The sequence below is a fragment of the Cupriavidus sp. NPDC089707 genome (assembly GCF_044748965.1).
Classification (GTDB): domain Bacteria; phylum Pseudomonadota; class Gammaproteobacteria; order Burkholderiales; family Burkholderiaceae; genus Cupriavidus.
On sequence record NZ_JBIVHB010000003.1, the window covers coordinates 317,960 to 338,825 of the forward strand.

Below are 20,866 nucleotides of genomic sequence, written 5' to 3' on the forward strand. Positions count from 1 at the left end.
ACAAGGAGTCCCCCATGGCCCGCATGGTCCATTGCATCAAGCTGAACAAGGAAGCCGAAGGCCTCGACTTCCCGCCGCTGCCCGGCGAACTGGGCAAGAAGATCTGGCAAAGCGTGTCAAAGGAAGCGTGGGCCGGCTGGCTCAAGCACCAGACCATGCTGATCAACGAGAACCGCCTCAACATGGCCGACACGCGCGCGCGCCAGTACCTGATCAAGCAGACCGAAAAGTACTTCTTCGGCGAAGGCGCCGACCAGGCGCAGGGCTACGTGCCGCCGCAGTCCTGAATCCGGACAAAAGAAAAAAGGGGTGCCCGAGGCACCCCTTTTTGCTGGGCCGCTGCAGTGGTTCAGTGGCTCAGTAGTCTGTACGCTGCACACCGTCGCCGGTGCCGAGCAGCAGCACGTCCGCGCCGCGCAGCGCGAACAGGCCCGCGGTAACCACGCCCGGCACTTGGTTGACGGTCTGTTCAAGGCCGCGCGGATCGTCGATCTTCAGCCCCGCAACGTCGAGGATCACATTGCCGTTGTCGGTCTTGTAGATGCCGCCTTCCTTGGTCATGCGCAGCTTCGGCTGGCCGCCCAGCGCCTGCAGCTTGCGCGCGACCGCCGCACGTGCCATGGGAATCACCTCGACCGGCAATGGGAAGGCACCCATGGTGCCGACCAGCTTGCTGCCGTCCGCGATGCAGACGAAGCGCCTGGCGACCGAGGCGACGATCTTCTCGCGCGTCAGCGCGCCGCCGCCACCCTTGATCATGGCACCGCTGGCATCGATCTCGTCGGCGCCATCGACGTACACGGGAATCTCGTCGACCTCGTTCAGGTCCAGCACCTTGAACCCGTGCTGCTGCAGGCGGCGCGTGGATGCCTCGGAGCTCGACACGGCACCCGCGAAGCGCTCCTTGAACGCCGCCACGGCATCAATGAAGAGGTTGGCGGTGGAGCCGGTGCCCACGCCCAGCACGGCGCCTTCGGGGACTTCCTGCTTCACATAGTCGGCGGCGGCCTGCGCCACCAACGCCTTGAGTTCATCCTGAGTCATGACAACAGCCAGATTGCGTTGGGGGAAACGCATAGTGTAGCGGATTGAGCGGCATACCCCGCCACCGGCGGTACAATGGATTGGCCGGGCCAGCGCTTGCCGCCCCGCCATCGCAAACCGAATCGTCAACGATTCAGCGCCAATTCAGCGCCAACGACTAAGCGACATGAACCAGCTCGAACAACTCAGGCAGTTCACCACGGTAGTGGCCGACACCGGCGACTTCCAGCTGATGAAGCAATACACCCCGCAGGACGCGACCACCAATCCCTCGCTGATCCTGAAGGCCGTGCAGAAGCCCGAATACCGGCACCTGCTGGAGAAGGCAGTGCAGGATCACCACGGCAACGGCGGCATCGATGCGGTGATGGACGAAGTGCTGATCGCCTTCGGCTGCGAGATCCTGGCGATCGTGCCGGGCCGCGTCTCGACCGAGGTCGACGCGCGCCTGTCGTTCGACACCACCGCCTCCGTCAACAAGGCCCGCCACCTGATCCAGCTGTACGAGCAGCGCGGCATCGCGCGCGAGCGCGTGCTGATCAAGATCGCGTCCACCTGGGAAGGCATCCGCGCGGCCGAGATCCTGCAGCGCGACGGCATCCGCTGCAACATGACGCTGCTGTTCTCGCTGGTGCAGGCAGTGGCCTGCGCAGAGGCCGGCGCGCAGCTGATCTCGCCTTTCGTCGGCCGCATCTTCGACTGGTACAAGAAGCAGGCCGGCGAGCAGTGGGACCCGGTCGCCAACGGCGGCGACAATGATCCCGGCGTGCGCTCGGTACGGCAGATCTACGACTACTACAAGAAGTTCGGCTACCCGACCGAGGTGATGGGCGCCAGCTTCCGCAGTACCGCGCAGATCCTGTCGCTGGCCGGCTGCGACCTGCTGACCATCAGCCCGGAACTGCTGGAACAACTGGCCGCCGGCCAGGGTGCGTCCGAGCGCAAGCTGTCGGTCGACCAGGCGCAGGCAGCCAACATCGCCCGCATCGCGGCGGACGAGGTATCGTTCCGCTGGCAGCTGAATGAAGACGCAATGGCCACCGAGAAACTGGCCGAAGGGATCCGCCTGTTTGCGGCAGATGCGGTCAAGCTGGAGAAGCTGATCGCCGAGATTGCCAAATAAGCGCCAAGTAAGCCGGCGGGGCCGGCTCAGTCCGGGTCGGCACCGGGCTGTGGCCACAGCAGCGGCAGGCAGGCGCCTGCTGCTGCCGGCACCACGAGGTCCGCAGTCTGGTCCAGCGCGGACGGCAGCGGGTTGATCACGATGACGGGAGCGCCGTGCTCCTTCGCCAGCCCCGGCAGCGCGGCAGCAGGGTAGACCAATCCCGACGTCCCCACCACCAGGCACAGATCCGAGGTCTGCGCCGCATGCTCGGCGCGAAATCGCGCCACGCGCGGCAGGTCTTCACCGAACCACACCACCCCCGGGCGCATCAGCGCCCCGCACAAGTGGCAGCGCGGCGGCATGCCGGGCAACGCGCTGGCTTCGTTGCAACGTCCGCACCCCTCCAGCCATTTGTTGGCGAACAGGTTGCCATGCAGCTCGATCACATGCTGGCTGCCGGCGCGCTGGTGCAGGCCGTCGACATTCTGCGTCACCAGCGCGACGCTCTTCTGCGCGGCCAGCGCCACCAGCGCATGGTGCGCCGGATTGGGATGCGCGGCCGCGACCAGCGCGCGCCGGTGCAGGTACCACTCCCACACCAGTTCCGGCTGGCGACGGTAGGCCTCTTCGCTGGCCAGCTCCTCCGGATTGAACCGTTCCCACAGGCCAGTCATCGCATCGCGGAAGGTCGGCACGCCCGACTCGGCGGAAATGCCGGCGCCGGTCAGCACGAAGATGCTGCGCGCCTGGGCGATCAGCCGACGCGCCTCGTCCATCCCGGGCCAGGGCTCCGACGTGGGGCGCAGCGGATCGGCCACCATGGCGTCAGCGCGTCAGCCGCCGCTGGCGCACCGCTTCGTACAGGCAGACGCCGCTGGCCACCGAGACGTTGAGGCTCTCGACGCCGCCGGCCATCGGGATACCGACCAGTTCGTCGCAAGTCTCGCGTGTCAGGCGGCGCATGCCCTCGCCTTCGGCGCCCATCACGATCGCGGTCGGGCCCTTGAAGTCGATGTCGTAGAGGGATTTCTCGGTACCGTCAGCGGTGCCGATCACCCAGATGCCGCGTTCCTGCAGCTCGCGCAGCGTGCGCGCCAGGTTAGTCACGGTGATATACGGCACCGTCTCGGCCGCGCCGCTGGCCACCTTGGCCACGGTTGCATTGAGGCCGACGCTGCGGTCCTTGGGCGCGATCACCGCGTGCGCGCCGGCGCCGTCGGCCACGCGCAGGCAGGCACCCAGGTTGTGGGGATCGGTGACGCCGTCGAGCACCAGCAGCAGCGGCGTGCCTTCGATGCCATCCAACAGTTCGTCCAGGTTCAGCGCGAGGGCAACGTCTTCGGCGCGCGCCACCACGCCCTGGTGGCGGTCGGTGCCAGCCATGCCGCGCAGGCGCTCGGCGTCTACGGGGTGCAGGCGCACGCCCAGGCTTTCGGCCAGGCGAACGAAGTCTTGCATGCGCCGGTCACGGCGGGCGGATTCGATGTAGATATCCGATACGCCCTTGGGATCTTGCCGCAGGCGCGCGGTCACGGCGTGAAAGCCGATCAGAAGTTTTTGTTTAGCCATGGGCGCGATTGTACTCGCCCGTGCGCCGTCCCCGCGCAGGCGGGGACGGCGGTTGGCCCAAACTCGCCTTAACGCTTGCGCGGGGTGCGCTTGGCGGCCGACTTGCCGGCCGTTTTGGCAGGGTGCGACTTGGAAGCCGGCTTGCGCGGCTTCTCCAGGTGCGCGGGCTTGGGCTTGGCCGCGCGCTTGGCCGGCTTGCCGCCGGTCTTGACGTGCGGCCTGAGCGGCGTGATCACCGCTTCAAACACCGGTTGCTCTTCGATGACGCGGTCGAGCGTCTCGTCGAACGACTCTTCCGGCTTGGACGAACCGCCCAGCAACGCCGCCAGCTGGCGACCCTTCTTGCGCGCCGGCACCGCGTGGGCGGCCGGGACGCGCGGCTGGGTGTCGGCGCCGGTCGCGCGCGCACGCAGCGTCCTGGCCGACGGCTCCTGCACCAGGCGGAAGTCGATCTTGCGTGCATCGAGGTCCACACGCGAGACCTGCACGCGCACTCGGTCGGTCAGGCGATAGCGGATGCCGGTGCGCTCGCCGCGCAGTTCGTTGCGGGCCTCGTCGTACTGGAAGTAATCGCTGCCCAGTTCGGTCACGTGCACCAGCCCTTCGACATACAGCTCGTCGAGCTGCACGAAGATGCCGAACGACGTCACCGCGCTGACGGTGCCGGCAAAATCGCTGCCCAGCTTGTCGCGCATGAAGTAGCACTTGAGCCAGGCCTCGACATCGCGCGACGCCTCGTCGGCACGGCGCTCGTTGGCCGAGCAATGCAGGCCAAGCTCGTCCCAGATCGCCTCGTTGCGCTTGGCGCGCGCGGCGGTGAGTTCCGCCTTCTGCTCGGCGTCCTTGGCCTGCAGGCGGCGCGCCTTGGGCGAGATCGCCGTGTTCAGCTCGGTGCCGTGGGCAAACGCCGGCCGGTACTTGGTATGCGCCAGCACCGCCTTGATCGCACGGTGCACCAGCAGGTCGGGATAGCGGCGGATCGGGCTGGTGAAGTGCGCGTAGGCTTCGTACGCCAGGCCGAAATGGCCGATATTGTCGGGGCTGTACACGGCCTGCTGCATTGAGCGCAGCAGCATCGTCTGCAGCATCGGCGCATCCGGGCGGGACTTGATCTTGTCCATCACCTCGGCATAGTCAGACGCCTGCGGCTTGTCGCCTCCGCCCAACGACAGGCCGGAAGTCTTCAGGAACTCACGCAGGTTCTTCAGCTTTTCTTCGCTCGGGCCGGCATGGATGCGGTACAGCGCCGCGTGCTTGAAGCGTTCGAGGAAATCCGCCGCGCACACGTTGGCGGTCAGCATGCATTCCTCGATCAGCCGGTGCGCATCGTTGCGGGTGCGCGGCAGGATCTGTTCGATCTTGCCCTGCGCATTGCAGACGATATAGGTCTCGGTGGTGTCGAAGTCGATCGCGCCGCGCTCGCGCCGCGCCTTGAGCAGGACCTGGAACAGCTCGTACAGGTTCTGCAGGTGGGGCACCAGCTCGGCGCGCTTGTGCGCCTCGGGACCCTTGGTGTTGGACAGGACCGACCAGACCTCGTTGTAGGTCAGGCGCGCGGTCGAGTGCATCACCGCGGGATAGAACTGGTAGCCCTTGAGCTCGCCCTTGGCCGTGAGCACCGCATCGCAGACCATGCACAGCCGGTCGACAGTGGGATTGAGCGAGCACAGCCCGTTGGACAGCTTCTCCGGCAGCATCGGGATGACGCGGCGCGGGAAGTAGACCGAGGTGGCGCGATCCAGCGCATCGGCATCCAGCGGCGTGCCCGGGCGCACGTAATGCGACACATCGGCAATCGCCACGATCAGGCGCCAGCCTTTGGCGCGGCCGATCTTGACCGGCTCGCAGTAGACCGCGTCGTCGAAGTCGCGCGCGTCTTCGCCGTCGATGGTCACCAGCGGGACGTCGCGCAGGTCGATGCGGTGGTCCAGGTCGGCCTGGCGCACCTCGTCCGGCAATGCGGTGGCTTCCTTGGCCGCCGCCGGAGAGAAGGCATGCGGCACGCCATACTTGCGCACCGCGATCTCGATCTCCATGCCGGGATCGTCGATCTCGCCGAGGATCTCCACCACGCGGCCCACCGGCTGCACATAGCGGTCGGGATATTCGATCAGCTCGACGCTGACCACCTGCCCCACGCGCGCCTTGCCCTGCGCCTTGGGCGGGATCAGGATGTCCTGGCTGATGCGCTTGTCCTCGGGCGCGACCACCAGCACGCCGCCCTCGCTGAGCAGGCGCCCGATCACGAAGCGGTTGGCGCGCTCGATGATCTCGACGATCTGCCCCTCGGGCCGGCCGCGGCGGTCGTAGCCCACCACGCGCACTTGCGCGCGGTCGTTGTGCATGGCCTTCTGCAGCTCGCGCTCAGGCAGGAAGATATCGTCTTCGCCATCGTCGCGGATCAGGAAGCCAAAGCCGTCGCGGTGGCCCTGCACACGGCCGGTGACAAAATTAGGCTGATGGGCCAGTTCATAGCGGCCCTTGCGGTTCAGTTCGATCTGCCCGTCGCGTTCCATCGCCGCCAGGCGCTTCTGAAAGCCGTCATGCTCTTTGCGCGTGACCGACAGGGCCTTGGCGATATCGCCTGCCGACTGCGGAGATCCCGACGTTCTCAGCACGCCCAGGATTTCTTCCCGGCTGGGGATCGGATAGTTGTTCTGATTCAATTTTTTCTGGAAACTATTTGACAAAATTCTCGCGCTCTCTATAATGAGCGCTTCGGTTGTTTCGACACCTGCCCAGGTGGCGGAATTGGTAGACGCACTAGGTTCAGGTCCTAGCGGTGGCAACACTGTGGAGGTTCGAGTCCTCTCCTGGGCACCAGATCACCGGGAAACCCGCAGCGCTTTCGAGCCCTGCGGGTTTTTTGTTTTTGGCGCTTTGTTGGCGTACCAGATCCGGCAACTTCCACTCCTTGCTTGGCGGCAATTTGCCGCAGCGTCATACGTGAGCGTACGGGGTTTTCCCCGTCCTTGAAACCGCGCACAGTGCCTTGCGCGGCAACCAAACCACCTCGGTCCGGCAATGTCGAGGAGTGTAACAGCTTCAGTGGCGATTCCGGCATTCCGACGACCACCATATCGCGTCCCTTCCTTACCACCGCCGTCAACGTTGACAGCAACCATGATATGTAACTATCATGGTTTCATATTATCTTCGACATCATGAGCACGAGCAGCCGGTTCGCCGTAGCGGTCCACATCCTTACCTTGCTGGCCAGTTCCGAGGAACCGGTGCCGTCGTCGATGATCGCTGGCAGCGTCGGCACCAACCCCGCCCTGATCCGCCGGCTGGTGGGCCAGCTCGCCGAAGCGGGCCTGGTCAACACCACCATGGGCAGCACCGGCGGCGCCACGCTGGCACGTCCGGCGACATCGATCACGCTGCTTGAAGTGTTCCAGGCGGTGGAAACCACGGCGCTGATCACGCTGCACCAGAGCACGCCAAACCCGGCCTGCATGGTCGGCCGCGAGATCACCGGCGCGCTGCGCAAGGTTGCCGACCGTGCCCAGGCAGCCATGGACGATACGCTGGCAGGCATCACCATTGCCGGGATGCTTGCCGATGTCAAAGGCGCCGGGGAAGGTGCCGGCCAGCGCCGCAAGCGCTGAATTTTTTTACCCCGATATGTAACCAATTTGGTTTCATATTACTTCTACCACCCAGCAAAGAAGGAGTCACCATGCATATCGCAATCATCGGCGCCACCGGGCGCGTCGGCACACGCCTGATCGACGAAGCCCTGCGCCGCGGCCATCAGGTGACGGCCATCGCGCGCCAGGCGAGCCGGTTGCCGGCACGCGCCGGCGTGACCATCAAGGACGTGGATGGCACGGATGGCGCCGCGCTCGCGGCGGCACTGGCAGGCAATGACGTCGTCATCAGCACGGCGCGCTTCGCGCAACTGAACGCGCAGCAGGTCACTTCGGCCGTGCGCCAGGCCGGCGTGCCTCGACTGCTGGTGGTGGGCGGCGCCGGCAGCCTCTATGTGGCACCGGATGTGCAACTGGTCGATACGCCGACCTTCCCTGAGGCGTACAAGCCCGAGGCCCTGGCGGGCCGCGACTTCCTTGACGCGCTGCGTGGCGAGCAACAGATCGACTGGACCTTCCTGTCGCCGTCGGCGCTGTTCGAGCCGGGCGAGCGCACCGGCACGTTCCGTATCGGCGACGAAACCCTGCTGAGCGATGCCGCAGGCAAGAGCTGGATCTCGATGGAGGACTACGCGATTGCGATGCTCACCGAGATCGAAAAGCCGGCGCATTCGCGCCAACGTTACACGGTCGGCTACTGACGCCATTCGTGGCCTTGTTGCGCGGTGGGCGCGGCGGGCGCCGCGGGCACAGGTGCGGCGGAGCGGCGCTCAGGCGCTCGCGTCGTCGTCGAGCAGGCTGGCGCGCTTGCCGCGCTTGAGCCAGGCGCCCAGGTTGTGCGGGCGCAGCGTGTCGTACTCTTCGAACGGCTGGTGGATCCAGGGGTTCGACGGCAGGAAGGCCACGTGATAGTCCGGCTCGATCTTCGAGCAGGCCTTGTACCACAGCACCGCCGAGCGCACCTCGGTCACCGCCGGATAGCGCTCCTTCAGGTGACGGCCCACGCGTTCCAGCGTGATGCCCGAATCGACCAGGTCGTCGACCAGCAGGATCTTGCCCGACAGCTCGCCGCGCGTCATGGTGATGTATTGCGCGATGTCCAGGTCGCCCTGCTGCGTGCCGGCCGCTTCGCGATAGCTGCTGGTAGCCAGGATCGCCAGGGGCACATCGAAGATGCGCGACATCTGGTCGCCCACGCGCAGACCGCCGCGCGCCAGGCACAGGATCTTGTCGAACTTCCAGCCCGACTCATGCACGTTCAGCGACAGGCGTGCGATCAGGCGGTGGTATTCGTCCCACGAGACCCACAGGTTCTCTTCATCGTTGGTTGGCAGGTTCATCGTTTTGCTCTAGATATCTTCGTGGCCGGCTGGCCCGGCGGGCCAATAAGGTTCGGCCCGCTTGCGCGGGCCGATGTTCTGTTGCAGGCCGCGGCGTTCGTGGCGCCGCGGCACTACGTCGTGCTTCTGGTTGCCAGGTCAGACCTTGTACGGGTGACGCAGCAGGATGGTCTCATCGCGGTCCGGGCCGGTCGAGATCATGTCGATCGGGATGCCGACCACCTCTTCCACGCGCCTCAGGTAAACGCGGGCCGCCTCGGGCAGCGCGTCCCACGACTTCACGCCGAAGGTCGACTCGTTCCAGCCCGGGAACTCTTCATAAACCGGCTCGCAGCGCGCCACGGCGTCAGAGCCGCGCGGCAGGATGTCGACGGTCTGGCCGTCGAGCATGTAGCCGACACACAGCTTGATGCTGTCCAGGCCATCCAGCACATCCAGCTTGGTCAGGCACAGGCCCGACACGCCGTTAATCTGCACCGAGCGCTTGAGCGCGGCGGCATCCAGCCAGCCGGTGCGGCGCGGACGGCCGGTGACGGAACCGAATTCCTTGCCGACGTTGGCCAGGCGCACGCCGACCTGATCCTGGCGCTGCGGGTTGTCGTTGTCGTACAGCTCGCTCGGGAACGGGCCCGAGCCCACGCGCGTGCAGTAGGCCTTGGTGATGCCCAGGATGTAGTTCAGGCGGCCCGGACCGACACCGGCCCCCGCGGCGGCCGCACCGGCCACGCAGTTGCTCGAGGTAACGTAGGGATAGGTGCCGTGATCCACGTCCAGCAGCGTGCCTTGCGCGCCTTCGAACATCAGGTTGCCACCGGCGGCGTTGACAGCGTACAACTCGGCCGAGACGTCGGCCACCATCGGGGCCAGGCGCGGCGCAAAGGCCAGCGCATCGTCCAGCGTCTGCTGGAAGTCCACGGCTTCGGCGCCCAGGTACTGGGTCAGCATGAAATTGTGGTAGTCCAGGTTCTCGCGCAGGCGCTCGGCAAACTGCTCGGGGTCGAACAGGTCCTGCACGCGCAGCGCGCGGCGGGCAACCTTGTCTTCATACGCCGGGCCGATACCGCGGCCGGTGGTGCCGATCTTGGCCGCGCCGCGACGGGCTTCGCGTGCCTTGTCGATGGCAACGTGGTACGGCAGGATCAGCGTTGCCGCTTCGGAAATGCGCAGGCGGCTCTGCACCTGCAGGCCGGCGGCTTCGAGTTCTTCGATTTCACGGAACAGCGCCTCGGGCGACAGCACCACACCGTTGCCGATGTAGCAGATCGTGCCTTCGCGCATGATGCCCGACGGGATCAGGCGGAGAATGGTCTTCTTGCCGCCGATGATCAGGGTGTGGCCAGCGTTGTGGCCTCCCTGGAACCGCACCACGCCCTTTGCATGGTCGGTAAGCCAATCGACGATTTTTCCTTTGCCTTCGTCACCCCATTGGGTGCCGATCACGACGACATTGCGTCCCTGGCCTACTGCGGATGCGGACATATTGCTTTGGTCAATAGGTTAAAAACGTATTCTACTCTTGTTGCAGGGCGATTCCCGATTTTTGGCCGGGATTGCTCGCCCGGCGTCAGCGCGGCACCACGGCCCAACCGGAATCCTGGCGCACCAGTTGGCGATCGCAGTTGAATTCGTCGAGTTCGTGGGTATGGCCGGGCAATGACTGGATCACGATCTCGCCGGCAGCGCGCAGCGCCGAAATCGCGGCGCGCAGTGCCGGATCCGCATCCCACGGCGCGAAAATCGCCTGGGCGCGCACTTCCACCGGTGAAAGCGACGCGACTTCGCGCAGGTCGAGCGAAAAACCCGTCGCCGGCCGCGCGCGCCCAAAGGCTTCGCCTACCTTGTCATAGCGCCCACCCCGGGCCACATAGTTGGGCAGCCCCGCCACGTAAGCCGTGAACATCACACCGCTGTGATAGTGGTAACCGCGCAGGTCCGACAGGTCGATATTGACGCTGGCGCCACGCACCTGCACCGCCAGCGCGGCCAGTTCGTCCAGCGCGCGACCGATCGCCGGGCTCGCCGGCAGCGTGGCGCGGGCGCGGTCCAGCACTTCCACCCCGCCGTACAGCGTTGGCAGCGCCAGCAGCGCATCGCGTTCGGTCTGCGGCATGCCCACGGTCAGCTCGCGCAGGGCCGGCACATCCTTGGTCTCGAGCGCGGCAAAAAGGGCGTCCTCGATCTTGCGGATCGACGGCAGCCCGGCCAGCAGCGCCTCCAGGATTGCGGCGTGGCACAGGTCGATGCGGATCTCGGACAGGCCCGCCGCTTGCAGCGCCGCCAGCATCAGCTCCTGGATCTCGACGTCGGCTTCGAGGCCGGCGTGGCCATAGATCTCGGCGCCGATCTGGATCGGCTCGCGCGTGGCGTGGAAGCCCGCCGGCCGCGCGTGCAGCACGTTGCCGGCATAGCACAGGCGGGTCACGCCAGGCCGGTTCAGCAAGTGGGCGTCGATGCGCGCGACCTGCGGCGTGATATCGGCACGCAGGCCCATGGTGCGGCCCGACAGCTGGTCCACCAGCTTGAGCGTGCGCAGGTCCAGGTCATGGCCGGTACCGGTCAGCAGCGACTCCAGGTACTCCAGCATCGGCGGCATCACCAGCTCGTAGCCGTAGGTACGGAACAGGTCGAGCATGCGGCGGCGCAGTTCTTCGATCTTGCGCGCTTCCGACGGCAGCACGTCGGCAATGTTTTCTGGCAGCAGCCAATGGTTGGACATGGTGAATCTCTTCTCGGTCGTTCGGTTACCCAGCGGGCTCGGCGCCCGCGGTGCCGGGCCACGCCCGGGCACATTGTTGCCGCAGTCTTGTCTCACCGCGCGCCCAGCCCATCACTCGGCAATGATGGCTCCAGCCGGACAAAACCCCGGCAAGCCGGGGTTTCGTCAATTCGCCACACGGACAAGCGACGGTGCTAGCGCTTGCCTCCGGACCCGCCCGCGGCAGCCGCCGCGGCGCCACCGCTGGAGCGCATGTAGCGGAAGAAGTCAGAGTTGGGCTCGAGCACCAGCACATCGCGCTTGTCGCGGAAGGTATTGCGATACGCCTCCATGCTGCGCCAGAACTGCGCGAACTGCGGATCACGGCCAAAGGCATCGGCGTAGATCTGCGACGCCTTGGCATCGCCATCGCCCTTGATCTTCTGGGCATCGCGATAGGCTTCGGCCAGCACCACTTCGCGCTGGCGGTCGGCGTCAGCGCGGATCTTCTCGCCTTCGGCCGCGCCGGTGGAACGCAACTCGTTGGCCACGCGCTTGCGCTCGGCTTCCATGCGGCGATACACCGATTCGCTGATCGCGGGCAGCAGGTCGACGCGCTTGAGGCGGACGTCCAGGATCTCGACGCCCACCGACTTGGCGTATTCGACCATGCCATTGCGGATGGCCTGCATCACCTGTTCGCGCTCGCCCGCGACCACGTCGGCCACGGTGCGCCTGCCGAACTCCTCGCGCGCCACGGCGTCGATGCGCTGGGTCATGCGGTCCTGCGCGCCGCGCACGTTGCCGCCGAAGGCGACAAAGAACTTGCGCGGATCGGTGATGCGCCATTTGACGAACCAGTCCACCACCATGCTTTTCTTCTCGGCGGTCAGGAAACGCTCGCTGGCGGCGACGTCGATAGTCTGCAGGCGACGGTCCATGAATACCACGTTCTGGAACGGCGGCGGCAGCTTGAAATGCAAGCCGGGCTCGCGCACCACCTGCTTGATCTCGCCGAAGGCGAACACCACGGCGTACTGGCGCTGGTCAACCACGAACAGCATCGAAGACAGCACCGCCAGCAGGATGAAAAAGCCGATCGCGAAGGAAATCAGTCGGTTCATGACGGGTCTCCTCAGCGCGAGTCGCGGTCACGGTTGCGCAGCGATTCGCGCGACCGGGTATCCGGCGAAGTCTCGGGAACCGGCGCCGGCGTGCCAGCGGCGCCCGGCTGGCCAGGAGCAGCCGCACGGCCATCGCCGCTTTGCGCCATCAGCTTGTCCAGCGGCAGGTAAAGAAGGTTATTGCCCTGGCGCGCATCCACCAGCACCTTGGTCGAATTGGCGTAGATCTGCTGCATGGTTTCAAGATAGATCCGGTCGCGCGTCACCTGCGGCGCCTTGGCGTACTCGGCCTGGACCGAGCGGAAGCGCGAGGCATCGCCCTCGGCCTGCGCCACCACGCGGGAGCGGTAGGCCTCGGCCTCTTCCTTCAGGCGCGCCGCGGTACCCTTGGCGCGGGGGATGATGTCATTGGCATAGGCCTGGCCTTCGCTGATCGCGCGCTCGCGGTCCTGGCTGGCCTTGTTGACGTCATCGAAGGCCGCCTGCACCTGCTCGGGGGGCTGCACGCTCTGCACGTTGACCGACAGCACGCGGATGCCGGTCTTATACGCCGACAGGATGCCCTGGATCGACTTGGCCAGGCCCTGCGTGATCTGCTCGCGGTTCTCGTACAGCACCGCGTCCATCTTGTTGCGGCCGACGATCTCTCGCACCGAGGTCTCGGCGGCCTGGGTCACCAGTTCCTCGTCACCGCCGCGGTCGGTCTTGTTGAAGAACAGGAACTCGGTCGCGTCCTGGATGACGTACTGCACGGTGAAGCGCAAGTCGATGATGTTCTCGTCCTGCGTCAGCATCGACGAGTCTTTCAGGTTGCTGTCCTTGATCGACGTGGTGCGACCCACTTCGACCGAGCGCACCGCCGACAGGTTGACGATCTCGCCCGACTGGATCGGCCAGGGCAGCCGCCAGTTGATGCCGGGGCCGGTCGAATACTTGAACTTGCCGAACTGCAGGATCACGGCGGTCTGGCCTTCCTGCACCATGAAGAAGCCGCTGGCCAGCCAGATGCCGACCACCGCGGCCACGATCACCCCGACGCCCACGCCCGAGCCCTTGCCCGGGGTGCGCGGGCCGCCGAAGCCCTGGTTACCGCCACCGCCATTTTCCTTGCGGCCGAGCAGTCCGTTCAGGCGGCGGTTGAAGTCGCGCCACAGTTCGTCCAGGTCCGGCGGGCCGCCGTCCTGCTGCGGGCGCTGGTTCTGCTGGCGGTTGTCGTCGCGGCCGTCCTTCTTCTCGTCGTCGTCACCGTTACGACCCCAGCGCGGATCGTTCAGCGAGAAGATGGCGCGCAGGCGCTGCCAGCCCGCGCGTGGCGCGAAGCGGCTGCCTGGTGTCAGGCTCGAATCAGCATTCCGGGAAAACTGGGGCATGAAGTGCACGGGTCCGGGGAAGTTTGTAACAGGGGGATTCTAGCAGTCATCTGCGCCACATTTGCCCAAATCGCGACCAATCCATGGAAAGGTCGTCTGAACCGGGCCGAAGAAGCACCTCCACGGCGCCCAAGTCGCGAAAAACTGCCGCGCCACCGCGGCGGCCTAGGACCTGCGTCCCACCTCCGCCTGGGCGCCCTCGTCGCCGTCACCGGCGCCGTCCAAGTCGTCGCTGTCGTCCTCATACAGATGGGCCTCGCCCAGGCGCGGATCGTATGGTGCGGGCTCCGGCGGACGGCTGGCCAGCCACTGGGCCACCTCGACCACCGATTCGCGCAGCGCATCCAGGCCGATCCCTTCGCGGGCGCTCAGGAACACCCGCGTGGGAATGCCATCTTCATCTCGCTCGATGCGCGGTCCCTGCTCCAGCAGTTCTGGCGCCGCGTCGATCTTGTTCATCACCACGATCTGCGGGATATCGGAAGCATCGATCTCGGCCAGCACGCGGTTCACTTGTTCAATCTGCTCATGGCGCACCGGGCTGGATGCATCGACCACATGGAGCAGCAGGTCCGCGTGGACCGTTTCCTCGAGCGTGGCACGGAACGCTGCCACCAGCTGCGTGGGCAGGTCGCGGATGAATCCAACCGTATCGGACAGCACCACGTTGCCAAGCCCATCCAGGAACAGCCGGCGCGAGGTGGTATCGAGCGTGGCGAAGAGCTGGTCGGCCGCATAGGCGCGCGCCTTGGTCAGCGCATTGAACAGCGTCGACTTGCCCGCGTTGGTATAACCCACCAGCGAAATGCTGAGCGTATCGTTGCGCGCGCGTGCACGCCGCTGCGTGCTGTGCTGGCGCTGTAGCCGCGACAGGTCCGACTTGAGCCGCTTGGCGCGGTCGTCCAGCATGCGTCGGTCCAGTTCGAGCTGGCGCTCGCCGGGGCCGCCGCGCATGCCGATACCGCCCTTTTGCCGCTCGAGGTGGCTCCACGCGCGGACCAGCCGAGAGGCGCGGTACTGCACCTGCGCCAGTTCGACCTGCACCTTGCCAACGTGGCTCTGCGCACGCTGCCCAAAGATATCCAGGATCAGGCCGGTACGGTCGATCACGTGGCGGTTCAGGAAGCGCTCGAGGTTACGCTGCTGCGCCGGGCTGAGTGCATGGTTGAACACGACCACATCGGCATCGAGCGTGTCGGCGGCCTCTTTCAGCTCCTCGGCCTTGCCCGAGCCAATGAACAGCGCCGGGTCCGGCCGCGAGCGGCGGCCCGTCAGCGTGTGCACCGGCACCGAGCCGGCGGTGGAGGTCAGCAAGGCCAGCTCGCTGAGGCTTTCCTGGAAATCATGCTTGCCGAAATCGACGCCGACAAGGATGGCGCGCCAGGGGGCAGTGTTGGAAGTAGCTCTGGGATCCAAGGGAGGGCGCAAATGCGCTGGGAAATACGGGTTCAGGGGGATGGCCGGCGGAAGTCCGCCCCTGCCTTGCCCCCTGCCGGGACAGCCCCCCACGCGAGGCGGGAGGGGGCAGCGGCTGAATGCGCCGCGGCCAGTCCGGCAGGCACCGGCCGCGCTGGCGAACCGGTGCCGGGCATCGGGGCAGCGCCGCCAGGCGCCGGGCCGATGCCTTGGGTCAGCGGCCGCGTGTTGCGGCGGCCGCCAGGCAGATCAGGCCTCGGCGGAATCATCCACGCGGAAGTTGACCGCGCGCGCCGGAACGACGGTGGAAATCGCATGCTTGTAGACCATCTGCGTCACGGTGTTACGCAGCAGGACGACGTACTGATCGAACGATTCGATATTGCCTTGCAGCTTGATGCCATTGACGAGGTAAATGGACACCGGCACGTGCTCTTTGCGCAGCGCATTCAGGAACGGGTCTTGTAGCAGTTGCCCTTTGTTGCTCATGGCACACTCCAAATTTATAGGTTTAGTGGTGGATGGTGGGGATGGAAATCCCCGATTCAAGTCAATCAGCGCAAAAACGCGCCAGAAAAAAGATCAAAAACGGTACCAAGTCGGCGTCAATGCACAGGGAACCCCCTGCTACCGTGAATTTAGCCGCAGTTCCAAACGAACGCAAACGAAAACTGGCCCCGCCAGGGATCCGATTCCGGACTCAATCCTTCGAGTCCGCGTACGGATTTTTGTTCGTACGAAATTCGATGCGCAGGGGCGTGCCCTTGAGCTTGAATGCCGCACGGAAACGGTTTTCGAGATAGCGCCGGTAAGTCTCGGCAATCCCCGACAGCGCATTGCCGTGGATCACGACGATCGGTGGGTTCGAGCCACCCTGGTGCGCATAGCGCAGCTTGGGACGCGATGCGCCGACCCGCTTGGGCTGCTGGAATTCCACGGCTTCCTGCAGCACGCGCGTCAGTTGCGGCGTCGGCAGCTTGACCATGGCCGCGGCAAAGGCGTCGTCGACGGAACGCATCAGCGCGCCGATGCCGGTGCGCTCGCGCGCCGACACAAAGTGGAAATTCGCGAAATTCAGGAATTGCAGCTTGCGCTCGAGATCGTGCTTGATGCGGTCGCGGGCATGGCCATCCAGCCCGTCCCATTTATTGACGCCGACCACCAGAGCGCGTCCGGATTCAACGATAAAGCCGGCAATATGCGCGTCCTGGTCGGAAATGTCCTGTTGCGCATCCAGCAGCAGGATCACGACGTTGGCATCGGCGATCGATTGCAGCGTCTTGACCACTGAAAATTTTTCAATCGCCTCAAACACCTTGCCGCGCCGGCGCAGGCCAGCCGTATCGATCAGCGTATAAGGCTTGCCGCCGCGTTCGAATTCCACGTAGATGGCGTCGCGGGTAGTGCCCGGCATGTCGAACGCGATCACGCGCTCTTCGCCGATCAGCGTATTGACCAGCGTGGATTTCCCCACGTTGGGGCGCCCGACGATGGCGATCTTGACGCCTTTGCCGTCCGCGGGCTCTTCCGCGGCCAGCTCCGGGTGCTCCTGCACCGCCAGCTCGATCGCTTCGTCGACCAGCTCGCGCACGCCATCGCCGTGGGCAGCGGAGATCGCGTACGGATCGCCCATGCCAAGCTCGTAGAAATCCGCGGCGACCGAGGTGTACTTCATGCCCTCGGCCTTGTTGACCGCCAGCATGATGCGCCGGCCGGTCTTGCGCAGGTAGTCGGCAATGGCGCGGTCCTGCGGCGCCAGGCCCAGGCGGCCGTCGACGATAAAGATCACCACGTCGGCCTCGACCACCGCCTGCTTGGTCTGCTTGGCCATCTCGGCAACGATGCCTTCCTTGACCACCGGCTCGAAGCCGCCGGTATCGATGGCAATGAACGGACGCTCGCCGACGCGCCCCTCACCATAGTGGCGGTCGCGCGTCAGGCCCGGCAGGTCGGCGACGAGAGCGTCGCGCGAGCGGGTCATGCGGTTGAATAGCGTCGACTTCCCTACATTGGGGCGGCCGACAAGTGCGATAACTGGTTTCATGCAATAAACGGAAACGGGGGCCGGCACCTGCCGCCCCCCGGTTACTCCGGAGTCAATGGATCCGACGGCACACGCACCCGGTGGGCGCGCCTTGCCGCTTGTCCTGTCGGGGCGCGGCGCCGGTCAGCGACCCGCTGCGCAATTTGCCGCACGACCAGGGATCATGCTACCGGATTCGGCGCGCACCGTACCGACAGGTGTACGGCAGCGCGCACTGCTTGCTGGTCAGCCCGGCTGGAACCCGAAGACGTCGCCGTCGCGGGTCTGGATCACCAGCGTCTGCCCCGCCACCACCGGCGCGGCGGTGATGGCGCTGCCATCGGTCTTCATGCGGGCGACGACCTGACCGTCCTCGCGCGACAGGAAGTGGACATAGCCTTCGAAGTCACCCATCACCACCGAGCGACCCAGTGCCAGCGGCGCACCCAGGCGGCGGTTGCGCATCTGGTCGTTCTTCCAGCGCTCGCTGCCGTTCTGGCGGTCGAAGGCATGCACCACCGACCGCTCGTCGCTGGCATAGATCGCATTGTCATCCTGCGCGGGGCCGCTCGGCGACGAGAAATCCTTGCCCCATTGCGGCTGGCCGGTGGCCAGCTCCAGGCACGCCACGCGTCCCTGGAAGGTGGTGGCGCAGACCTGGCGGCCGCTGATCATCGGCTGGCCGGTGACATCGTTCAGACGCTCGATCTCGGACACTCCCTTGGGATAGGAGATCGTGCTTTCCCAACGCAGCACGCCGTTGCCCGGCGTCAGCACGCCCAGCTTGCCGCCGGGAAAGCCCATCACAATGCCGTCACCGGCAAATGCCATGCCCATCGCGGCACGCAGGTTCAGCGGCGTCTGCGAGCGCTGGTAGATCCAGCGGCGCTCGCCGGTCTCGGCGTCGAGGCCGAATACGCGCGTGTCGGTGGTGCGCACTACCACCAGACCGTTGCCGACCAGCGGCGCGGACAGCACCTCGCCGTTGACCTGCTTCTTCCAGATCTGCTTGCCGCTGGCGTCGAAGGCGTAGACTGCGCCCTTCTCGCCGGCAACCGCGGTCACCGAGCCATCGCTGCCCGGGCCCGAGGTCAGGTCCAGGTCGGTCTTGGCCATCCACAACACGCGCCCGGAAGCGCCTTCCAGCGCCATCACGTTGCCGTTGTTGGACGACACGTAGACATTGTTGCCCGCCGCGGCCGGCTGCATCGAATACGGGCCGCTCTTGCCCACATCGGCCTTCCACGCCTGGCGCACCGTCAGCGTGGCCGAAACTGGCTTGAGTTCGGCGGGCGGGTGCTTGTTTTCCTTGCTGAACAGCGAGCAGCCGCCCAGCGCGGCCAGGCAGGCAGCCACCACCAGCGCACGGGTCACGGTGCGGACGGGCTGGCGATGTACGGCGCGGGAAAGCACTGACGTCATAAGGTTACGATCCTGGTTTTGCGTGATGCCACAAAGCGCGTGCGGCCGCATCAGGCCGCGCCCAGCGCATCGAGCTTGAACTGGATGATCTGACGCGTGGCCGGCTCGGCCTCGCCCAGCTTGTCCAGCGCCTTGCGATAGGCCGCGCGCGCGTCGTCACGCTTGTCTTGCGCGGCGAGCAAATCGCCGCGGCGGTCGGCATACAGCGACGCGAACGCTGCCGGCGGCTCGTCCTTCAGCAGCGCCAGGCCCTGGTCATAGGCCTTCTCGTCGAGGAGCACGCCGGCCAGGCGCACCCGCGCCAGATGCGCGTATTCTTCGTCGCCGTGGTCGACGGCCCACTGCAGCTGGGTCTTGGCCGCGGCCAGGTCGCCCGCGTCATAGAGCACACGGCCGGCGACCAGCGCGCTCATCTGGCCATAGGCAGTACGCCCGAACTTGGCTTCCAGGTCAGTCGCGGCGCGCTTGACGCGTTCGACGTCGCGCGCCTCGGCAGCCTTGAGCACCTGCTCGTACAGCACCGCGGCCTCGCCGGCCTGTTTGCGCTCCCAGTACTTCCAGCCATTCCAGCCGGCAAACGCCAGCAGCGCGGCGATGAGCACCCAGGTCAGCGCATTGCCGTACTGGCGCCACCAGGCCTTCAGATTCTCAAGCTGTTCCTGTTCTTCTAGATCGTAAGCCATGTCGAGGCAATTACCTGCGTTGGTTGGATACGGACATCTTGTGATGACGGTGCGGCCGATTGCGCTGATGCCGCGCTTATTCGCTGGCGCCGACCATGGCGTCGATCAGGTAGTCAACCAGGCCCTCGGCCTGCACGGTGGCCTGCTGCCCACCGCCTTCGGCCTGATCGCGCTGGCGAAGTTCCTTGACCTGGACCACGCCAGCGGCCACTTCATCGTCGCCAATGATAACGGCATAGGCTGCACCGCTTGCGTCGGCGCGCTTCATCTGCGACTTGAAGCTGCCGCCCTTGCCGTCGGCGCTGGCATGCAGCACCACGTCGAGGCCGGTGTCGCGCAGGCGCTCGGCCGCGACCATGGCCTGCTGCGCGGCCGCTTCGCCCTGATGCACGAGGTAGACATCGCATCCCACGGCATCGGGCACCACGCCCTCTTCGCGGATCAGCTCGATGATGCGCTCGACACCCATGGCCCAGCCGCAAGCCGGTGCCGGCTTGCCGCCCATCTGCGCGATCAGCGGGTCATAGCGGCCGCCGCCGGCGATAGTGCCCTGCGCGCCGAGCTTGTCGGTGATCCACTCGAACACCGTCAGGTTGTAGTAGTCCAGCCCGCGCACCAGGCGCGGATTGATCTTGAACGGGATATTGTTGGCCTTGAGCAAGCGCTGCACGCCCTCGAAGTGAGCCAGCGACTCTTCGCCCAGGAAGTCGATCAGCTTGGGCGCATTGGCTGCCATTTCCTGCAGCGCCGGATTCTTGGTATCCAGCACGCGCAGCGGGTTGGTGTACAGGCGGCGCTTGCTGTCCTCGTCCAGGATGTCCTGGAAGCCTTCCAGGTACCCGATCAGCTCCTCGCGGTGAGCGGCACGCTCATCGGCCTGCCCCAGCGAATTGATCTCCAGGCGCACGCCGACCAGCCCCAGGTCGTCCCACAGGCGCTGGCACATCAGGATGATCTCGGCGTCGACGTCCGGACCGGCGAAGCCCAGCGCCTCGGCGCCAAGCTGATGGAACTGGCGATAGCGGCCGCGCTGCGGACGCTCGTGGCGGAACATCGGGCCGGTGTACCACAGGCGCTTGGGGCCGTCGTACAGCAGATTGTGCTCGATGGTCGCGCGCACGGCGGCGGCGGTGCCTTCGGGTCGCAACGTCAGCTGCTCGCCGTTGAGCGCATCGGTGAAGGAGTACATCTCCTTCTCGACGATGTCGGTCACCTCGCCGATGCCGCGCACGAACAGCTGCGTGTGCTCGACGATCGGCGTGCGCAGCTGCTGGTAGCCGTAGGCGCGCAGCATGGCACGCGCGGCATTTTCGAAATGCTCCCACAGCGGCGCGTCGGCCGGCAGCATGTCGTTCATGCCCTTCACGCCCTGCAAGGCCTTGGCGGGCCTCACCTTCTGCTCGGCTTTCGGTTCAGTCTTGGCAGCGCCGGTGGCGGCTGCGTTGTCGGATTGCGTCATTCTGTTCTTGTCAGCTTCTCGGG

The 20,866-nt window shown here is 65.9% G+C and carries 19 protein-coding genes and 1 tRNA gene; 5 read left to right on the top strand and 15 right to left on the bottom strand.

From position 1 onward, the window contains the following. The first annotated feature begins 14 nt into the window (after positions 1 to 14). Positions 15 to 287, top strand: a complete 273-nt coding sequence (locus ACIP1U_RS07780) for an oxidative damage protection protein (RefSeq protein ID WP_029046163.1) — start codon at positions 15 to 17, stop codon at positions 285 to 287. 70 nt (positions 288 to 357) lie between these two features. Here the strand turns inward: ACIP1U_RS07780 and rpiA are convergent, their stop codons facing one another. Continuing rightward, positions 358 to 1,044, bottom strand: coding sequence for a ribose-5-phosphate isomerase RpiA (gene rpiA / locus ACIP1U_RS07785; RefSeq protein WP_400313505.1), 687 nt, complete (start codon positions 1,042 to 1,044; stop codon positions 358 to 360). Positions 1,045 to 1,210: 166 nt separating this feature from the next. Between rpiA and tal the strand changes: the two genes are divergently transcribed. Further along, a complete protein-coding gene (gene tal, locus ACIP1U_RS07790; protein ID WP_400313507.1) occupies positions 1,211 to 2,167 on the top strand; it encodes a transaldolase in 957 nt (318 codons plus the stop codon). A gap of 26 nt (positions 2,168 to 2,193) precedes the next feature. Here tal and ACIP1U_RS07795 read toward each other — a convergent pair whose 3' ends face one another. From ACIP1U_RS07795 to rnr, 3 genes are all read right to left on the bottom strand, one after another. After that, positions 2,194 to 2,970 (bottom strand): SIR2 family NAD-dependent protein deacylase, encoded by a 777-nt coding sequence (locus ACIP1U_RS07795; RefSeq protein WP_400313510.1) that lies wholly within the window; start codon positions 2,968 to 2,970, stop codon positions 2,194 to 2,196. A gap of 4 nt (positions 2,971 to 2,974) precedes the next feature. Beyond that, positions 2,975 to 3,718, bottom strand: a complete 744-nt coding sequence (gene rlmB, locus ACIP1U_RS07800; RefSeq protein ID WP_400313513.1) for a 23S rRNA (guanosine(2251)-2'-O)-methyltransferase RlmB — start codon at positions 3,716 to 3,718, stop codon at positions 2,975 to 2,977. Positions 3,719 to 3,786: 68 nt separating this feature from the next. After that, positions 3,787 to 6,384 (bottom strand): ribonuclease R, encoded by a 2,598-nt coding sequence (gene rnr / locus ACIP1U_RS07805; protein ID WP_400313515.1) that lies wholly within the window; start codon positions 6,382 to 6,384, stop codon positions 3,787 to 3,789. A gap of 70 nt (positions 6,385 to 6,454) precedes the next feature. On the opposite strand from rnr, the gene ACIP1U_RS07810 reads away from it, so the two are divergent. The 3 genes from ACIP1U_RS07810 (at position 6,455) to ACIP1U_RS07820 (ending at position 8,012) form a co-directional block, all read left to right on the top strand. After that, positions 6,455 to 6,541, top strand: a tRNA-Leu gene (locus ACIP1U_RS07810). A 341-nt stretch (positions 6,542 to 6,882) separates the two neighbouring features. Beyond that, on the top strand, positions 6,883 to 7,329 hold the full coding sequence (locus tag ACIP1U_RS07815) for an Rrf2 family transcriptional regulator (RefSeq protein WP_400313517.1): 447 nt from the start codon (positions 6,883 to 6,885) through the stop codon (positions 7,327 to 7,329). A 71-nt stretch (positions 7,330 to 7,400) separates the two neighbouring features. After that, on the top strand, positions 7,401 to 8,012 hold the full coding sequence (locus ACIP1U_RS07820; protein ID WP_400313520.1) for an NAD(P)-dependent oxidoreductase: 612 nt from the start codon (positions 7,401 to 7,403) through the stop codon (positions 8,010 to 8,012). Positions 8,013 to 8,081: 69 nt separating this feature from the next. On the opposite strand, the gene ACIP1U_RS07825 is transcribed toward ACIP1U_RS07820, so the two are convergent. From ACIP1U_RS07825 to hisS, 11 genes are all read right to left on the bottom strand, one after another. Then, positions 8,082 to 8,651, bottom strand: a complete 570-nt coding sequence (locus ACIP1U_RS07825) for a phosphoribosyltransferase (RefSeq protein ID WP_400313523.1) — start codon at positions 8,649 to 8,651, stop codon at positions 8,082 to 8,084. A gap of 138 nt (positions 8,652 to 8,789) precedes the next feature. Next, positions 8,790 to 10,130, bottom strand: a complete 1,341-nt coding sequence (locus ACIP1U_RS07830; protein WP_400313527.1) for an adenylosuccinate synthase — start codon at positions 10,128 to 10,130, stop codon at positions 8,790 to 8,792. An 85-nt stretch (positions 10,131 to 10,215) separates the two neighbouring features. Next, positions 10,216 to 11,367: an ATP phosphoribosyltransferase regulatory subunit gene (locus ACIP1U_RS07835; protein WP_400313530.1), complete on the bottom strand. Its 1,152-nt coding sequence runs from the start codon at positions 11,365 to 11,367 to the stop codon at positions 10,216 to 10,218. A 194-nt stretch (positions 11,368 to 11,561) separates the two neighbouring features. Continuing rightward, positions 11,562 to 12,470 carry a protease modulator HflC gene (gene hflC, locus ACIP1U_RS07840; RefSeq protein WP_400313533.1) on the bottom strand — a complete coding sequence of 303 codons (909 nt, stop codon included), beginning with the start codon at positions 12,468 to 12,470 and terminating at the stop codon, positions 11,562 to 11,564. Positions 12,471 to 12,481: 11 nt separating this feature from the next. Beyond that, positions 12,482 to 13,840 carry an FtsH protease activity modulator HflK gene (hflK, locus tag ACIP1U_RS07845; protein WP_400313537.1) on the bottom strand — a complete coding sequence of 453 codons (1,359 nt, stop codon included), beginning with the start codon at positions 13,838 to 13,840 and terminating at the stop codon, positions 12,482 to 12,484. Positions 13,841 to 14,005: 165 nt separating this feature from the next. After that, complete coding sequence (gene hflX / locus ACIP1U_RS07850) at positions 14,006 to 15,256, bottom strand: GTPase HflX (protein WP_400313540.1); 1,251 nt, start codon at positions 15,254 to 15,256, stop codon at positions 14,006 to 14,008. Between the two features lie 249 nt (positions 15,257 to 15,505). Further along, positions 15,506 to 15,745, bottom strand: coding sequence for an RNA chaperone Hfq (gene hfq, locus ACIP1U_RS07855; RefSeq protein ID WP_012353158.1), 240 nt, complete (start codon positions 15,743 to 15,745; stop codon positions 15,506 to 15,508). A 211-nt stretch (positions 15,746 to 15,956) separates the two neighbouring features. Next, positions 15,957 to 17,300 (bottom strand): ribosome biogenesis GTPase Der, encoded by a 1,344-nt coding sequence (gene der, locus ACIP1U_RS07860; protein WP_400313545.1) that lies wholly within the window; start codon positions 17,298 to 17,300, stop codon positions 15,957 to 15,959. Between the two features lie 225 nt (positions 17,301 to 17,525). Then, on the bottom strand, positions 17,526 to 18,701 hold the full coding sequence (bamB, locus tag ACIP1U_RS07865) for an outer membrane protein assembly factor BamB (protein ID WP_400313547.1): 1,176 nt from the start codon (positions 18,699 to 18,701) through the stop codon (positions 17,526 to 17,528). Between the two features lie 50 nt (positions 18,702 to 18,751). Continuing rightward, positions 18,752 to 19,384, bottom strand: a complete 633-nt coding sequence (locus ACIP1U_RS07870; protein WP_400313550.1) for a YfgM family protein — start codon at positions 19,382 to 19,384, stop codon at positions 18,752 to 18,754. A 76-nt stretch (positions 19,385 to 19,460) separates the two neighbouring features. Further along, a complete protein-coding gene (gene hisS, locus ACIP1U_RS07875; protein ID WP_400313553.1) occupies positions 19,461 to 20,843 on the bottom strand; it encodes a histidine--tRNA ligase in 1,383 nt (460 codons plus the stop codon). Positions 20,844 to 20,866: the final 23 nt, after the last annotated feature.